The organism is Pseudomonas putida (assembly GCF_001976065.1).
Classification (GTDB): domain Bacteria; phylum Pseudomonadota; class Gammaproteobacteria; order Pseudomonadales; family Pseudomonadaceae; genus Aquipseudomonas; species Aquipseudomonas serbica.
In genome coordinates this window covers 194,634-210,298 of record NZ_MNAH01000011.1, presented here as the reverse complement: position 1 = coordinate 210,298, position 15,665 = coordinate 194,634, and the positions used below count along the sequence as shown (strand labels likewise).

12 protein-coding genes are annotated in these 15,665 nt (G+C 61.9%); 4 read left to right on the top strand and 8 right to left on the bottom strand.

Annotated features, from left to right (window positions below):
• Window positions 1–730 precede the first annotated feature (730 nt).
• A complete protein-coding gene (locus tag BKX96_RS28670) occupies window positions 731–1,087 on the top strand; it encodes a DUF6124 family protein (protein WP_046818743.1) in 357 nt (118 codons plus the stop codon).
• Between the two features lie 102 nt (window positions 1,088–1,189).
• Here the strand turns inward: BKX96_RS28670 and BKX96_RS28665 are convergent, their stop codons facing one another.
• Complete coding sequence (locus BKX96_RS28665; protein WP_077186099.1) at window positions 1,190–1,390, bottom strand: YbdD/YjiX family protein; 201 nt, start codon at window positions 1,388–1,390, stop codon at window positions 1,190–1,192.
• Between the two features lie 242 nt (window positions 1,391–1,632).
• On the opposite strand from BKX96_RS28665, the gene BKX96_RS28660 reads away from it, so the two are divergent.
• The 3 genes from BKX96_RS28660 to msrA are packed head-to-tail and all read left to right on the top strand — an operon-like array spanning window position 1,633 to window position 3,285.
• The gene (locus BKX96_RS28660) at window positions 1,633–2,238 is read left to right on the top strand and encodes an SCO family protein (protein ID WP_046818741.1); all 606 of its coding nucleotides are present in this window, start codon (window positions 1,633–1,635) and stop codon (window positions 2,236–2,238) included.
• On the top strand, window positions 2,238–2,726 hold the full coding sequence (locus BKX96_RS28655) for a copper chaperone PCu(A)C (RefSeq protein ID WP_046818740.1): 489 nt from the start codon (window positions 2,238–2,240) through the stop codon (window positions 2,724–2,726). Before BKX96_RS28660 ends, BKX96_RS28655 begins: the two co-directional genes overlap by 1 nt.
• Before the next feature lie 52 nt (window positions 2,727–2,778).
• Window positions 2,779–3,285: a peptide-methionine (S)-S-oxide reductase MsrA gene (gene msrA, locus BKX96_RS28650; protein ID WP_077186098.1), complete on the top strand. Its 507-nt coding sequence runs from the start codon at window positions 2,779–2,781 to the stop codon at window positions 3,283–3,285.
• Window positions 3,286–4,002: 717 nt separating this feature from the next.
• Here msrA and BKX96_RS28645 read toward each other — a convergent pair.
• The 7 genes from BKX96_RS28645 to BKX96_RS28615 all read right to left on the bottom strand — a co-directional run bounded on the left by BKX96_RS28645 (window position 4,003) and on the right by BKX96_RS28615 (window position 15,358).
• Window positions 4,003–5,646, bottom strand: a complete 1,644-nt coding sequence (locus tag BKX96_RS28645) for a fatty acid--CoA ligase (RefSeq protein WP_077186097.1) — start codon at window positions 5,644–5,646, stop codon at window positions 4,003–4,005.
• A 24-nt stretch (window positions 5,647–5,670) separates the two neighbouring features.
• On the bottom strand, window positions 5,671–7,449 hold the full coding sequence (locus BKX96_RS28640) for an acyl-CoA dehydrogenase C-terminal domain-containing protein (protein ID WP_046818737.1): 1,779 nt from the start codon (window positions 7,447–7,449) through the stop codon (window positions 5,671–5,673).
• A 6-nt stretch (window positions 7,450–7,455) separates the two neighbouring features.
• Window positions 7,456–9,975, bottom strand: coding sequence for an efflux RND transporter permease subunit (locus BKX96_RS28635; RefSeq protein WP_077186096.1), 2,520 nt, complete (start codon window positions 9,973–9,975; stop codon window positions 7,456–7,458).
• 16 nt (window positions 9,976–9,991) lie between these two features.
• A complete protein-coding gene (locus BKX96_RS28630; protein WP_077186095.1) occupies window positions 9,992–11,083 on the bottom strand; it encodes a WD40/YVTN/BNR-like repeat-containing protein in 1,092 nt (363 codons plus the stop codon).
• A 181-nt stretch (window positions 11,084–11,264) separates the two neighbouring features.
• Window positions 11,265–12,623, bottom strand: coding sequence for a DUF1329 domain-containing protein (locus BKX96_RS28625; protein WP_046817487.1), 1,359 nt, complete (start codon window positions 12,621–12,623; stop codon window positions 11,265–11,267).
• A 41-nt stretch (window positions 12,624–12,664) separates the two neighbouring features.
• A complete protein-coding gene (locus BKX96_RS28620) occupies window positions 12,665–14,668 on the bottom strand; it encodes a DUF1302 domain-containing protein (protein ID WP_046817488.1) in 2,004 nt (667 codons plus the stop codon).
• Between the two features lie 123 nt (window positions 14,669–14,791).
• Window positions 14,792–15,358, bottom strand: a complete 567-nt coding sequence (locus BKX96_RS28615) for an RBBP9/YdeN family alpha/beta hydrolase (protein WP_046817489.1) — start codon at window positions 15,356–15,358, stop codon at window positions 14,792–14,794.
• Between the last annotated feature and the right edge of the window lie 307 nt (window positions 15,359–15,665).

Sequence of the window (15,665 nt, the reverse complement as noted above, 5' to 3'; positions counted from 1 at the left end):
TGAAAAAAAGCAAAAAAAAACGCCTGAAACCTTGCGGTTCCAGGCGTCTTTGCCTGTTCTTTTGCGGTGTTGAAACCAGACGGCCATGCCTGATCCACCGATGTTGCCCACGACCTGTGCGGCCAGTCGATCGTCGTTGACCGAGAGGGCTGCCCATCTTTTTCGGATGGGCTTGAGGGGCGTGTTGCAGTGTTTGTGCCAGATCGTCGAAGGAGACTTCCACGGCCGTGGAAACTGCAGTGCTGGCCGCGAGTTAGGCGTGTTTGTGGAGGATTTTGCGGGTTGGACGGCTGTCGCAGTTTGCCGTGGGGAATTTCGCAAACCGCTTCGCACTGGTGCACGTTGTCAGGCACGGCGCTTTAAAAGTGCATGGAGCGGTCGGTTTAAACATCATCGAAGGGACCTTGTTTAACCGCCCTACAACTCACTTCTTGAAAGCTACAAGACCTTGCGCCGTTGCCTACGGATACGCCAGAATCCGCCGGCTTGTGCGCCTTGGGGCCGCTCGGTAACTTGATTCGCGTCACTGATTGTCAGTGATCGGGTTTCGCAGCCCGGGTAAATCTCCAGACGCACAACGTACGTGAGCAAACGCTTATGGCAGCTGTGCGTGGGAGGCCTTTGGGCCTGCCGGGTTCCTGGAGTCCTGGTCTGCGAACCCGCGTACAGTTGCCACCCTTTTTCGTTTCGCAGCGAAAGGTGGCAGCTCCAATTCTCCAGGAGTTTCACCATGTTCAAGGTCACACCGAATCCCCCTGACACCGATCCGGCCTCCCCGTACGAGCCCGATTCCAGAAAACTCAACGAGGCCGCCGAACGCGCCCTCGATTACCACTTCCCGTCATCCGCCGACATCAAAGCCACCCCGCGCACACCCTGCTCGCTGTTCTCAGTGAACCCAAAGGCTACGAACGAAACCCTGATGGTTTACCTGGTCGAGACACTGGCCTCGGTGGATGTGATGGTTCATCAGTTGGTGGATCACCTGGACGGTGGCTCGCGTAATGCCCTGCTGGGGATTTCAAACAGTGTAATGCTGGCGGAGATCACGGCGAATCGGGTGCTGGATCAGATTGATCCGCCTTGATGGGTGTTCCGCCCTTCAATAATGCGCTGGTCTTTCGGGCGCCTTCGCTGGCAAGCCAGCTCCTACAGTGGATCGGGGCCATAAGTGGGAAAGTTTGCAGCGTCAGCAACACCGCGTATTACATTTCCCACGCCCAAAACGCGCCTCCTGACGCTCACGGAAAAACGCCTCACGGCTCATCACCGGCTCGCCCGGATGAGTGATCGCCCGCTGCGCGACATAGTTGTCGTAATCAGGAACACCCACCATCAAACGCGCGCCCTGACTAAGGAAACCGGCGGCCTGCTGCAGTTTACGGATCATGACAATGCTCGCTTCGACACGTTGGAAAGCGCTATGAAATCGCAGGCATGTATCGGCAATGTGTCGGCATCCGGCACATTTGTATCTTCTTGTATTTCACCGACCGCGACCTTTTGGCGCATGACCGGCTGGCCGTCGATTGAGCGCCAACGGGCAACAGTTTGTTAACATCCACGCGCTTTTTCTCGTCTGATAGATCAGCCACTGTAGATTTCCAGTCGCTACACAGGATGCTTTTTTCCATGAGTACGTTGTATTCCCGCCGCACGGTCCTGCAAGGCATGAGCCTGCTGAGCCTCGGCCTGCTCGCCGGCTGTGATGACAGCAGCAAGCTGTCGTTCAAGTACGGCAAGGACCTGAGCGACAAGATCATGGGGCGTTCCTTCAAGCTCAAGGACGCCGACGGCGAAACCCGGATGCTCGGCAGCTACCAGGGCCTGATGCCGATGATCTTCTTCGGTTTCACCCAATGCCCGGCCGTCTGCCCGACCACGCTGGCCCGCGCAGCCCAGGCGAAAAAACTGATGGGCCGCGATGGCGAGCGCCTGCAGGTGATTTTCATCACCCTGGATCCGGAGCGCGATACACCCGAGTTGCTCGACAAGTACGTGAAGGCTTTCGACCCGAGTTTCGAAGCGCTGTCCGGCACGCTGGAAGAAACCGCCGCCACCGCCAAGGAGTTCGGCGTATTCTTCGAGAAAGTCCCGAGCGGCGATACCTACACCCTGTCGCACACCGCGACCAGCTTCGTGTTCGACTCCCGTGGCAATTTGCGCCTCGGCCTGTCCGCGTCCCTTACCGCTCAAGAGTGCGCAGAAGACCTGCTCACCGTCATGGAGGTCTGCTGATGACTTTGTTTTGCGCACCCCGTATCAAACAACTGGCCCTGGGCCTGACGCTCATCGGCATGGCCTGGCAGGTGTCCGCGCAAACCCAGGTCAACGACGCCTGGGTCCGGGCAACCGTGGCCGGGCAGCCGTCGAGCGGCGCCTTCATGACCTTGCAGGCCGACACAGACAGCAAGTTGCTCAGCGTGCAGTCGCCCGTGGCGAAGTTGGTGCAGATTCACCAGTCGAGCATGAAAGACGATGTGATGAGCATGCAGCAGGTCGAGTCCGTGGCGTTGCCGGCCGGCAAGCCGGTGAATTTCGATCCCCATGGCTACCACATCATGCTCATGGACCTGACGGGCCAGATCAAGGAAGGCGACCGCGTGCCCCTGACCCTGACCGTGGAAAACGCCAAGGGCGAGAAAGAAACGATCAAGGTAGACGCCGAGGCCCGGGCAATGGGTACGATGGATCACGGCAACATGGATCACAGCAAGATGCATTGAGGGCTGACGGTCTCCCCAACGGAGGCCGCGCTTTGATGGGAGGTGCGTACTGATGACGACGAACACCGAAACCGCCATCCTCGCCGGCGGCTGCTTCTGGGGCATGCAGGATCTGCTGCGGCGCTACCCTGGGGTGGTCGCAACGCGAGTGGGCTACACCGGCGGCGATGTGCCCAATGCAACCTATCGCAACCATGGCTCCCACGCCGAAGCGATCGAAATCGTCTTCGACCCGGAGCAGATCAGCTATCGGCAGATTCTTGAGTTCTTTTTCCAGATCCATGACCCGAGCACCCTCAATCGCCAGGGCAACGACACCGGCATGAGCTATCGCTCGGCGATCTTTTATCTGGATGAAGAGCAAAAGCGCGTGGCCGAGGATACCGTGGCCGACGTTGACGCCTCCGGCCTGTGGCCCGGCAAGGTGGTCACGGAAATAGCGCCCGCCGGACCGTTCTGGGAGGCGGAGCCTGAGCATCAGGATTATCTGGAGCAATTTCCCGACGGCTACACCTGCCATTTCATACGACCGAACTGGACGTTGCCCAGACGCAAATAATTTGTGGGCGCTGTCTTGCCGGCGAAGGCGCCCTCGAGTATTGCATCGATCTTTCGGGCCTCTTCGCTGGCAAGCCAGCTCCTACAATGGGTTGCGTAGCGCGTGAGTCCGTGGCCACCGCGGACCTGCAGGAGCCCGGCTTGCCGGCGAAGGCGCCCTTGAGTATTGCATCGATCTTTCGGGCCTCTTCGCTGGCAAGCCAGCTCCTACAATGGGTTGCGTAGCGCGTGAGTCCGTGGCCACCGCGGACCTGTAGGAGCCCGGCTTGCCGGCGAAGGCGCCCTCGAGTATTGCATCGATCTTTCGGGCCKCTTCGCTGGCAAGCCAGCKCCTACAATGGGTTGCGTAGCGCGTGAGTCCGTGGCCACCGCGGACCTGTAGGAGCCCGGCTTGCCGGCGAAGGCGCCCTCGAGTATTGCATCGATCTTTCGGGCCTCTTCGCTGGCAAGCCAGCTCCTACAATGGGTTGCGTAGCGCGTGAGTCCGTGGCCACCGCGGACCTGCAGGAGCCCGGCTTGCTGGCGAAGGCGCCCTTGAGTATTGCATCGATCTTTCGGGCCTCTTCGCTGGCAAGCCAGCTCCTACAATGGGTTGCGTAGCGCGTGAGTCCGTGGCCACCGCGGACCTGTAGGAGCCCGGCTTGCCGGCGAAGGCGTCCCTGAGGGCCTCTTCGCTGGCAAGCCAGCTCCTACAATGTTTGGCGTTGATCCCTGGGGTTTAAGCCAACGCTTGTTCGCGGATCAGCTTCTTGTTGATCTTGCCGACGCTGGTCTTGGGAATCTCGGCGACGAACTTGAACTGCTTGGGGATCGCCCACTTGTTGATGCGGCCAAGTTCGACAAACCCTTGCAGGTGCGCCTCGAGGATCTTGCGATCGAGGTATTGCCCAGGCGTACAGACCACCAGGGCCATGGGCCGTTCGCCCCACTGCTCATCGGCAATGCCGACCACCGCGACCGACAGCACCGCCTCGTGTTCGCTGATCAGGCTTTCCAGTTCCAGCGAGCTGATCCACTCCCCGCCCGTCTTGATCACGTCCTTGATCCGGTCCTTGATTTCCACCCCGCCCAACGGGTCGATGGAGGCCATGTCGCCGGTGTGCAGCCAGCCGTCCTGCCACAGCTCGGCGCCTTTTTGCGGCTCCTTCAGATAGCCTTGGGTCAGCCAGGGCGCGCGCACCACGATCTCGCCCAGGGACTCACCGTCATGGGCAACGGCATTGCCACTGGCGTCGATGATCTTCAGGTCGACCATCGGCACTGGCGTGCCGGTCTTGATGCGTATCGGCAGTTGCGCCTGCATGGGTTGCTTGAGGTCTTCATCACGCAGGTAAGTCAGGCACAGCAGCGGGCAGGTCTCGGACATGCCGTAGCCGGCGTGTACCACGATGCCCTTGGCACTGGCTTCGCTGGCAATCCCCAGGGGCAACGCACTGCCGCCCAGGAGCATTTTCCAGCCGTCGAAACGGGCGGACTTGCCTTGCTCGCAGTTGAGGATCATCTGCAGGATGGTCGGCACACAGTGGGAGAAGGTCACCTTCTCTTCCTGATACAGCCGCACCAGGCTGTTGGGTTCGTAGCGGCCGGGATACACCTGCTTGATGCCCATCAGGGTGGCGACGTAAGGCACACCCCAGGCGTGCACGTGGAACATCGGCGTGATCGGCATGTAGACGTCGTCGGAACGCAGCAGTGGCGCGCCCTGGTAGACGCCCAATGAGCCCACGGCATTGAGGGTGTGCAGGACCAGTTGGCGATGGGTGAAATACACGCCCTTGGGGTCGCCGGTGGTGCCGGTGGTGTAGAACAGCGTCGCCACCGAGTTCTCGTCGAAATCGGCAAATTCGTACTGGTCTTCGCACTGGGACAGCAGTTGCTCATACTCGCCCAGTACCGGCAATGAAGTGTCGCACGCCTGGTCTTCAGTGAGCTGGACAAAGCCTTTGACCGTCGTCAGCCGGTCCTTGATCTGCTCCACCAGCGGCAGGAAATCGTCATGCACCAGCACCAGGTCGTCTTCGGCGTGGTTCATGGTGAACAGCACCTGCTCCGGCGACAGGCGAATGTTCACCGTGTGCAGCACCGCGCCGATCATCGGCACGGCGAAGAAGCATTCCAGGTAACGGTGGCTGTCCCAGTCGAGCAGGGCCACGGTATCCCCGGCCTTGACCCCGGCCGCGGTCAGCGCATTGGCCAGGCGGCGGATACGCTGGTTGAGGGTCTGGTAGCTGTAGCGCAGCTTGTCGGCGTAGACGATTTCCCGACCCGGTTCGTAGCGCACCCCGGACAGCAGCAATTGCTTGATCAGCAAGGGGTAGGCGTAGGCGCCGTCGGCGGGTGGAATTATTTTTGTCGCCATCATGATAGAGATTCCTTGTCCTTTCGATCAGAACTGATCGGCTTGAAGCTCGTAGAGGCAGTCGCTGCCGGCCTTGGCCGATGCGCTCAACGAATGGATACGTGGCAGCAACCTTGCGAAGTAGAAACGCGCAGTGGCCAGTTTGCTGATGTAGAAATCGTCCTCGGCATCGCCGCTCATGACGGCCTTGGCCATGCGCGCCCACATGTAGGCGTACGCGGTGTAGCCGAACACTTGCAGGTACTCGACCGAGGCGGCGCCGATTTCATTCGGGTTGTTCTGGGCCCGGTCCAGCAGCCATGCAGTCAGCTCGTCGAGGGTGTCCACGGCGGCGTTCAGCGGTTGGGTGAATTCGCCGAGTTCAGTGCTGGCGCTGGCGGTGAAGTCGCGGATTTCCGAGGCGAACAGGCGGTAGAGCGCCCCGCCGCTACCGACGATCTTGCGCCCGGCCAGGTCCAGGGACTGGATGCCGTTGGTGCCTTCGTAGATCTGCGTGATGCGCACATCGCGCACCAGTTGCTCCTGGCCCCACTCGCGGATGAAGCCGTGGCCGCCAAACACCATCTGCCCGTGCAGGGTGGTTTCCAGGCCCATGTCGGTGAGGAACGCCTTGGCCACCGGAGTCAGCAAGGCCACCAGGTCCTGGGCGCGGGTACGCTCGGTCGGGTCTTCGCTGAATTTGGCGATGTCCAGTTGCAGGGCCACGTAGCTGGAGAACGCGCGACCGCCCTCGTTCAAGGCCTTCATGGTCAACAGCATGCGGCGCACGTCGGGGTGCACGATGATCGGGTCGGCCGCTTTGTCCTTGCACTGCGCGCCGGTTGGCGCACGGCTCTGCAGCCGGTCACGGGCGTAAGCCAGGGCGTTCTGGTAGGAACGTTCGCCCTGTGCCAGGCCCTGGATGCCCACGCCCAGGCGCTCGTAGTTCATCATGGTGAACATCGCGGCCAGGCCCTTGTTCGGGGCATCGATGATGTAGCCGGTGGCGCCGTCGAAGTTCATCACACAGGTGGCGGAGGCCTTGATGCCCATCTTGTGTTCGATGGAACCGCAGGACAGCGAGTTTCGCTCGCCCAGGGAGCCGTCGGCGTTGACCAGCACTTTCGGCACCAGGAACAGCGAGATGCCTTTCGGCCCCGCCGGTGCATCCGGCAATCTCGCCAGTACCAGGTGGATGATGTTTTCGGTCAGGTCGTGGTCACCGCCGGTGATGAAGATCTTGCTGCCGCTGACCTTGTAGCTGCCATCGGCCTGGGGCTCGGCCTTGGTACGAATCATCCCCAGGTCGGTACCGGCATGGGCCTCGGTCAGGCACATCGAACCGGTCCAGGTGCCGGCGTACATGTTCGGCAGGTAGCGTTCCTTGAGCTCCTCGCTGGCGTGGGCCTTGATCGACAGGCAGGCACCGGCCGTGAGCATCGGGTACAGGCCGAACGACAGGCTGGCCGCGTTGACCATCTCCTCGACCTGGGCCGAAATCGCCTTGGGCATGCCCATGCCACCGTACTGCGGATCACCGCCGACACCCACCCAACCGCCTTCGGCGAAAGCTTGATAAGCCTGGGCAAAACCATCTGGCGCGGTGACCGAACCATTGCTCCAGGTACAGCCCTGCTCGTCGGTGGCGCGGTTCAAGGGGGCGATGACTTCGCCACTGATCTTGCCGGCTTCTTCGAGGATCGCGGCGGCGGTTTCTTCATCGATCACCTCGGCCAGGCCAGGCAACCTGGCCCACAGCCGGGACACCTGGAAAACCTCGTTGAGTACGAAGCGCATGTCGCGCAGGGGAGCTTTGTAATCAGACATCTTGGCTTACTCGGAAGTGGTCACGGCATGTGGCATGCCGGGACGTTCAGTGGATTCAGTGTTTTCGCCTGCCGTTACAGAACCGGGCTGGGGTGCCCGTTCACGCAGCAGGAAGTACGACAGGGCCGGGATCAGGATCAGCGCGCCGAGCATGTTCCACAGGAACATGAAGGTCAGCAGGATGCCCATGTCGGCCTGGAACTTGATCGGCGACCAGACCCAGCACACCACGCCGGCCGCCAGGGTGATACCGACCAGCCCGACCACCCGGCCGGTGAACGACACGGCGTTGCGGTAGGCCTGGGACAGCGGCAGGCCCTGGCGCTGGAAGTGCAATTGCACGCTGAGCAGGTACAGGGCGTAGTCGACGCCGATGCCCACGCCGAGGGCGATCACCGGCAAGGTCGCGACCTTCACGCCGATGCCCATGGCCACCATCAGTGCCTCGCAGAGGATCGAGGTCAGCACCAGCGGCAACAGCGCCACCAGCGTGGCGCGCCAGCTGCGGAAGGTGATCAGGCAGAACAGCGTCACCGCCAGGTAGACGTACAGCAGCATGGTGTGGTTGGCCTCGCGCACCACGATGTTGGTCGCCGCTTCGATCCCGGCACTGCCGGCCGCCAGCAGGAACTGGCGATCCGGGCTGCTGTTTTCCTTGGCAAACTTGTCGGCAATCGCCACCACGGCGTCGAGGGTCTCGGCCTTGTGATCCTTGAGGAAGGCAATCACCGGCATCAACGAGCAGTTGTTGTTGAACAGCTCCGGCGAGTTGACCGAGGCCTGCTGCGCGGCGTAGTTGAGCACGTCCTGGTTGCGCTGGATGCTGTTGAGCTTGGGGTTGCCTTCATAGGTGCCGGCGGTGATCTGGCGTACCGCGTTGACCAGCGACGCGGTCGCCTGCACGCCCGGGTACTGCTGCAGCTCCCAGGCCAGGCGATCGGCGAGGACCAGGGTCTTGTAGTTCAGGCAGCCTTCCGGCGCGGTCTTGATCATCACCGCGAACAGGTCGCTGGACAGCGCGTAGTGGCTGGTGATGTAGGCGTTGTCACGGTTGTAGCGCGAGTCGGCGCGCAATTCCGGCGCGCCGCTTTCAAGGTCGCCGATCTTCAACTGCAGGCTGACCACAAAACCACCGATGCCCATCAGCACGGCGACCAACACCGCGCCGGTCGCCCATTTGCGGGTGGTGAAACGGTCGAGCAGGTCCCAGAGTTTGCCGAAGCCTTTATGGTGCTCGGCACGGGTGTCGATTTTCAGCGCACGCTCGGCCGCCTTGCGCCCGACGCCGATGTAGGACAGCGCCACCGGCATCAGCAACAGGGAAGTGAAGATCAATACCGCGACACCGATGCTGGCGGTGATCGCCAGGTCCTGGATCACCGGGATGTCGATCAGCATCAGCACGGCGAAACCCACCGCGTCAGCCAGCAACGCGGTAACGCCAGCGATGAACAGACGGCGGAAGGTGTAGCGCGCGGCAATCAGCTTGTGCGTGCCACGGGCGATGTCCTGCATGATGCCGTTCATCTTCTGCGCCGCGTGGGACACGCCGATGGCGAAGATCAGGAACGGTACCAGCACCGAGTACGGGTCGATGGCATAACCCAGCCAAGCGACGATGCCCAGCTGCCAGACCACCGCGACCAACGAGCAACCCACCACCAGCAGGGTGCTGCGCACGCAACGGGTGTAGGCGTAGATGATGACCAGCGAAGTGACCACGGCCAGGCCGAAGAACATCATCACCTGGATCAGCCCGTCGATCAGGTCGCCCATCAGCTTGGCGAAACCGATCACCCGGACCTTGTAGTGGCCCTTGCCCTCGACACCGGATTTGCGCGCGGCGCTGTCGCCGGCGTATTCGATCTTGTCGCGCAATTGCTCTTCGAGCATCTGCGAAAAGGCGTGGTAGTCGATGCGCTGGCCACCGGCGGCGGCTTTGTCCAGCAGCGGCACGATCAACATGCTCGACTTGAAATCGCTGGCCACCAGGCTGCCGACGATGCCGGCGCGGGAGATGTTCTGGCGCAGTTGCTCGATCTGTTCCGGCTGGCCCGAATAGGTATCGGGCATCACCGGGCCACCCTGGAAGCCTTGCTCGGTGACCTCGGTCCAGCGCACCGCCGGGCTCCACAGCGACTTCATCCACGCACGGTCGACGCCTTCGGTGAGGAACAACTGGTCGTTGACCTGCTTGAGCACGTCCAGATATTCGGGGTCGAAGATATCGCCCTGGGTGTTCTCCACCACGACCCGCACCGAGTTGCCCAGGCCGCGCAGCGAAGCGCGGTTCTCGAGGAAATTCTGGATGTACGGCTGGCTCTGCGGAATCATCTTCTCGAAGCTGGGACGCAGCTCCAGGCGGGTCACGGCCATGTAGCCCAGCACCACGGTGGCCATGGCCATCAGCAGCATGAACAGCGGCCGATAGTTGAACACCAGCCGTTCGAGCAGGTTGCCGGAGCGGCGGTCGAAATCACGCAGTTCGCGGATCACCGGCATGGCGTCTTGTTTGATATTGCCCATGTCTGGGTTCTCGCTCTTAGGGTTCGATGGCTGGATCGGCGGACAGCGTCTGGGCGCCACGACTGCCCGCTACCACCAGCATGCCGGCGGCGGACTGGGTGGCACCGGCGACCGGGGTACGGGCCGGTTGCTGCAGCAGATGCAATTGCGCGCCAGTGCCCTGGCTGACCAGCATCTGTCCGCCCTGGGTAAACAGGCGGTAATTGCCCCGGGCATCGATGAGGCCGGCGGTGATGCTGACGTGCAGGCCGGTGTCCAGTGCGGTCCAGTTCTGGCCGCCGTCGGTACTGCGCAGCACGTTGCCGCGCAGGCCGTAGACCAGCACTTCGCCAGGCTTGCCGACCACACCGAAGAAGCTGCCCTGGTAAGGCGTCGGCACGGCGGCGAAGCGTTGGGCATTGTCATCCCACTTGAGCAACAGGCCCTGTTCGCCGGCGATGTACAGCGCATCCCCGGTGGAGGCGATGGCATTGAGGTGGAAGCCTTGCGGGTTGTCGGTGCGATCCTGGAACGGCGTCCAGCTCTGGCCACCGTCCTCGGTGCGCAGGATCAGGTTGAACACACCGACCACATAGCCGACTTTGTCATTGGCGAACCAGACGTCGAGCAGCGGTTTGTCCGCGCCCTGCTCCACCAGGCGCTGGCCTTCGGCGACCAGCAGCGGCCATTGTTCATTGCCCGGTTCGGCAGTGGCCAACGCCGTGTAATGCTTGACCAGCAGATCGCCGATCTGGCGACCGTCGAGTTGTTTTGTCCAGCTCACACCCGCGTCGCTGGTGTGCAGCACCACGCCGTCATTGCCCACCGCCCAGCCTTGGCTGTCGGTTGGAAAATTCACTGCGGTGAGGTCGGCACTGACCGGCACGGCGGCCTGTTGCCAGTGCTGACCGGAATCATCGGAAAACAGGATGTGGCCGCGCTGGCCAACGCTGATCACCCGCTCACCGGCGCGGGCCATGCCGGACAGCGGACTCTTGATGGCCAAGGCGCTGACCCTGGCAGGCAGGTCCAGCACGTCGACGTAATCCACCGCGTGGCTGACGCTCTGCGACAGGCAGAGCACAACGCCAAACGCCAGCTGCCACCTTTTATTTTTATACGAACACATACCGCGTCCTCTTCGGAAAACCGCGCCACACCTCGCGCCGTGCAGCTCATGTGGGAGCGAGCCTGCTCGCGATGGACGTTAACGATTACGCGTGCTGTCTGGATGCCCGCGTCGCCCTCAGGTCCATCGCGAGCAGGCTCGCTCCCACAGTGGATCGTGCGAGCGTCTGCTTGCGGTTGGTTTAGCGAATGCCGCTGCCGGCCAGGGATTCCGAAGACCACTGGGCCTTGGAGAGCGGATCGATGTACTTGATGCCGCCGTAAGGGCCGACTACACCGTTGATGTTGTAGGAACCACCGACCAGGTCGTAGATCATGAACGGCGTGGAGTCCGGGATCTGCTTGTCATAGCTCTGGCTGAGGAAGGCGAAGGAACCGCGATAGAGCTGGCCACGAGCGTCATATTGATCCGAGGCCAGAGCGGTCCAGCTGTCTTCGTCGAGGTAGAAGCGACGCTTGGCGTAGATGTGACGAGCACCAGCCTTGAGGGTGCCCTCGACGACCCAGACGCGGTGTTTTTCCCAGCGCACGAAATCCGGAGCCAGGTGATTGGGCGTCGTGATCGACTTCGGATCCTGGACGTAGGTCAGCTTGTAGGTGTTGTAGGGCACGATCATTTCCTGCTTGCCGACCAGCTTCCAGTCGTAGCGATCCAGCGCACCGTTGAACACGAACACATCATCGTAGGTGCCCGCACCGGCGGTACCCGGGTTAGGCGTGTCGTACGCCAGGTTCGGGGCCAGTTTCACCCGACGCTGACCCGGCAGGTACTGCCAGGCGCGGCGCGGCTGGGTCAGCGGGTTGGCGGCGTCCTTGAGCATCACCGCTTCGCCGGCGCGACGGGCAGGACCGGTGTACGACAGCTTCATCTGGTAGTACACGTCGGCGCTGCTGATCGGCTGCGCGAGGTTTTCGTAGATCGGGTAGGAAATGAACGCCTGCCCGGTGGTGGCCAGGCTCGGTACGCCGGCGGAGTCAACGTTCCAGGAGTCGTATTTGGAGTTGATGCTCACGCCCTGATAACGCAACAGGAAGTTCCACATCGCTTCGTTGCCCGACTGCGGGATCGGGAACGGCACGCCTGGCAGCACGTTGTCGATGGCCAGGCCGCCTTCGAGGGACTTGGCACCGCTGGCGTTCTTCACGCCGTTATCGAGGATGGCCTTGGGCAGCGACACGGTACGGTGGGTCGGGAACACATCGACACGGAAAGTCGGGAAACGTTTGGCCAGTTCCACGGTGGTGGCGGTCAGCATGCCCTTGTACTGATCGACGTTCTTGCCGTCGATCACCAGCAAGGGTTTTTCACTGGCAAACGGGTCCGGGCGCATGCTGTCACCGGATTTGAAACTGGCCGGCGGCGTGGTCAGGCCACCGTTGTAGGCCGGAATGGAACCATCAGCGTTCCCGGCCTTTTCGGCGCCTACCAGGGTCAGGCTGGTGCCCAGCTTGGCAGCGTCCTGGGTTGAAACAGCGGCCTGTACCTGGGCGGCAAGGACCATGGCCAGGGAAGCGGCCAACACGGTTTTCACGAATTTCATCTTGTTATTCTCCTGCTTGCGTAGAGCAAATCAGTGGTGAATCAAAAAGTGGTTTTCATCGTCAGGTAAACGGCGCCACGGTCCTCAGTCGTTGCACCACCACCGGAAAAGGAGGAGTAGCCACCGGCGTAACAGGCGTAGTTTTCGTTGCCGCTGAAGGCGTTCGGCGCAGCACCGTCACCGCCGTTGGGACCGGTGCTCACGCCACTGACATTGCACTTGTCGGCCTTGCCGAAAGCATCCACGTACTTCAGGTCGACAAAGTATTTGTTGTACACAACGGCCCCGAGGCCGACTGCGTAGTTACCGGTATCCTTGGCACCGCCACCGGAGACCGGTGACACGCCATCGAGACCGAGGTTGATGGACATCGGCGCGTTGAGGTCGACACCGGGAAACACCTGGTACCAGGTCGGTGTGAAGTTCACCGCGATACCCCAGTTGTCCCGGGTCGGTTGGTCGATGCCGCGATAGGTATCCTTGCCTTTGTAGAGCGCCTCGTTCTTGCTATCGAGCTTGAGCAAGTTGCTGTAGTACAACTCGGCAAGCACCGTTGCCTGGTCGAACACAGGTGTTTTCGGCAGGGTCATCAGGCCGTTGAGCGTCCAGTGCAGGGTGTCGCCGGTGGCGGCCATGCTGTCGCCCTTTTCCGGGGTGTCATAGACGATGCCGGTGCCGGGCGTACGCGCCGGCAGCAGGCCAAGCCCCTGGCCCAGGCCCAGCGGGCTGTTGGTGCTGACGATCGCCGGAATACTGGCCAGCGGCATGTTGTGCCGAACGTTGAGGTCCGAACCCACGCTCACCCCGCCCACGTCCTTGGACAGGCTCAGGCCGACGATCTTGATGTTGTCGGCATAAGCCATTTGATAGGTGGCGGAGCTCAGCGAGTTGAGGGTGTTGATCACCGCAGGCACTTGCCCGGCCGGACGGGTGCCGTTGGCGTTGGCCGAGCTGATGCCCCTGGCATCCAGCCAGGCTTGCGGCAGGATTTCCGAGGTTTCGCGGTAGTAGACACCGAGGGTGCCGTCCAGCCATGCCGGCGACCACTTGGCCATGATGCCCCAGTCGCCACGATTGTCCGGCGTCAGGTCATGCCCGCGACGCACGTTGGTCAAGGCGTTGCACGGTGCCAGGCCACAGCCCAGCGGGCTGCCCGGGACCACGGCGTTGGTGTTGCCCAACAGGAACGACTGCGCACCGAAACCGACCAGGTCGGAACCACCGTAGTAGGTGCCTGCCTCAGGCAGGCGCGCGGCGTCCCAATCGAGGAAATACTGTGCGCCCACGGTCAATTCCGGGTTGACGGTGAACGTCATCGACAGCTGGTTGCGCGGGACGAACAACTCCTTGGCTTCAGTGCCCGGCGACGCAGCCAGCTTGGCCAGGTCGAGGCCGGACTGGCCGTAGCTGATCGAATGCACCGGGTTGAGAATGGTCTCGCCCCAGAACACGTTGTGCTGGCCAGCCTTGGCGCTGAGCATCGACTCCTCGCCCACTTCGGTGCTGTAGAACACGAAGGCGTCGAGGATTTCGCCCGAGGGACCTGTGTAGTAGCGCTGGGCGTAGTTGCTCAGGTGCGGGCTGCCATTGCCGACGTTGTCATTGGTGACCCCGGCCAGGCGCGGGTCATTGGCGATCAGGCCCGAAGTCGAACCGTTGCCGTTGACGAACGGGTTGGAGTTCGAGCCGGTGTTCTCATAAGCCTTGTCGTACCAGGTGGCGGCGCTGACGCGAAAGCCCATGTGGTTCTGGTAGACCACGTCCATCTCGGTCAGCAGGTCGACGCGGTTGGTGATGTTGGTGCCGGACTTGCGGAAGTTGTAGTCGCCGTCGTTGTTGTTCGGCGTGCCCAACATGCGCTTGTCGGCGCTTTCGGTACGTACGCCGTAGTTGTACTTGATGGTGTTGTCCAGGCGAACGTTCCAGTCCGGGTTACCCGTCTCGATTTCTGCCCCATGGGCGGCCGGCATGATGGCGGCCAGGATGGCCGAGGCCAACAAGGTGTAGCGCGCTGTGGTGAAGCCGTGACTCTTATTGTTGTGCATTGCGTTGTCTCCGCCTTTTTGTATTTGTTTTAAGCGCAGCAGCCCTCGCGCGACCCGGTGAGGCCTGCGTTTTCAGGGGTGAGGGCAAATGCCGACCGGGATGCGGCCCGACCGGCTCCTGTACTAGCGGTCCAGTTCCAGGATGAGTGCTTCGGCCTGGGGCCAAGGTCCGAAACCAGCCGCCGGATTGAGGTGGCCGACATCGCCCAGGTTGAGCAATTCGGCGCCCCAGCCTTCGGCCAGTTTAGTTGCGGCTTCCAGGCTGGCCAGGTGATCGTTGGTGCTGGCGGCCACCAGGCTACGGAATGGCAGCGGGCCTTTGGGAAGAGGATCCCAACCGTTGCTGCACAGGGTCTCAGGGGACGGGTAGTTGGCAGGCCAGGCCGCTCCGAGATCCGGTGGCGCGGCCAGCAGGGCGCCCTTGATCGGACGACGAAATTGCGCGGCCCAGTGAGCAACCATCAGTACACCGGCGCTGTGGGCGACCAGGATGACCGGCCCGTCGATCTGTTCCAGCTCGTGCTGAATCGCTCGCACGCGTGCCTGGCAATCGAGCTTGTCGGTCTCCAGTGGCGGCACACTGCGTACCTTGTCCAGCCTGGCTTCAAGCAGCGTTTGCCAATGCTCGGCAACGTGCTCGCGCAGGCCCGGTACGATCAGAACGGTTGCGGCGGTTTGCAGTTTGTTCAATTCAACACCTACGCTTTCTCGATGACTCGACTGGCTCGTTGGCCAGGGGCTTTTTGTAGGACTGACATTAAAGATCGCCCCCCCCTGGCGCTTTTCATTGGACGTCAGGCACTTTTCATTTGATGACACATTTTCCGCCGCCCGGCGGGGGTAACCGCTGGTCGAATAACCCCACGGGAGCGCTGCGGGTCGCTGTAATCAATGGGGAGCGTCATATGCCCTGGGACAACGGTCGTCTGCCGGGCAGAATCGGGCGTGCACCGGCGTCAACCGCACAACTGTTCAAGTGCTGATGTGCTGGATATAG

What these genes read in the sequence shown, in the direction of transcription:
- BKX96_RS28670 (WP_046818743.1), top strand. Translation starts at nt 731, where the DNA reads ATGTTCAAGGTCACACCGAATCCCCCTGACACCGATCCGGCCTCCCCG.
- BKX96_RS28665 (WP_077186099.1), bottom strand. Translation starts at nt 1,390, where the DNA reads ATGATCCGTAAACTGCAGCAGGCCGCCGGTTTCCTTAGTCAGGGCGCG.
- BKX96_RS28660 (WP_046818741.1), top strand. Translation starts at nt 1,633, where the DNA reads ATGAGTACGTTGTATTCCCGCCGCACGGTCCTGCAAGGCATGAGCCTG.
- BKX96_RS28655 (WP_046818740.1), top strand. Translation starts at nt 2,238, where the DNA reads ATGACTTTGTTTTGCGCACCCCGTATCAAACAACTGGCCCTGGGCCTG.
- msrA (WP_077186098.1), top strand. Translation starts at nt 2,779, where the DNA reads ATGACGACGAACACCGAAACCGCCATCCTCGCCGGCGGCTGCTTCTGG.
- BKX96_RS28645 (WP_077186097.1), bottom strand. Translation starts at nt 5,646, where the DNA reads ATGATGGCGACAAAAATAATTCCACCCGCCGACGGCGCCTACGCCTAC.
- BKX96_RS28640 (WP_046818737.1), bottom strand. Translation starts at nt 7,449, where the DNA reads ATGTCTGATTACAAAGCTCCCCTGCGCGACATGCGCTTCGTACTCAAC.
- BKX96_RS28635 (WP_077186096.1), bottom strand. Translation starts at nt 9,975, where the DNA reads ATGGGCAATATCAAACAAGACGCCATGCCGGTGATCCGCGAACTGCGT.
- BKX96_RS28630 (WP_077186095.1), bottom strand. Translation starts at nt 11,083, where the DNA reads ATGTGTTCGTATAAAAATAAAAGGTGGCAGCTGGCGTTTGGCGTTGTG.
- BKX96_RS28625 (WP_046817487.1), bottom strand. Translation starts at nt 12,623, where the DNA reads ATGAAATTCGTGAAAACCGTGTTGGCCGCTTCCCTGGCCATGGTCCTT.
- BKX96_RS28620 (WP_046817488.1), bottom strand. Translation starts at nt 14,668, where the DNA reads ATGCACAACAATAAGAGTCACGGCTTCACCACAGCGCGCTACACCTTG.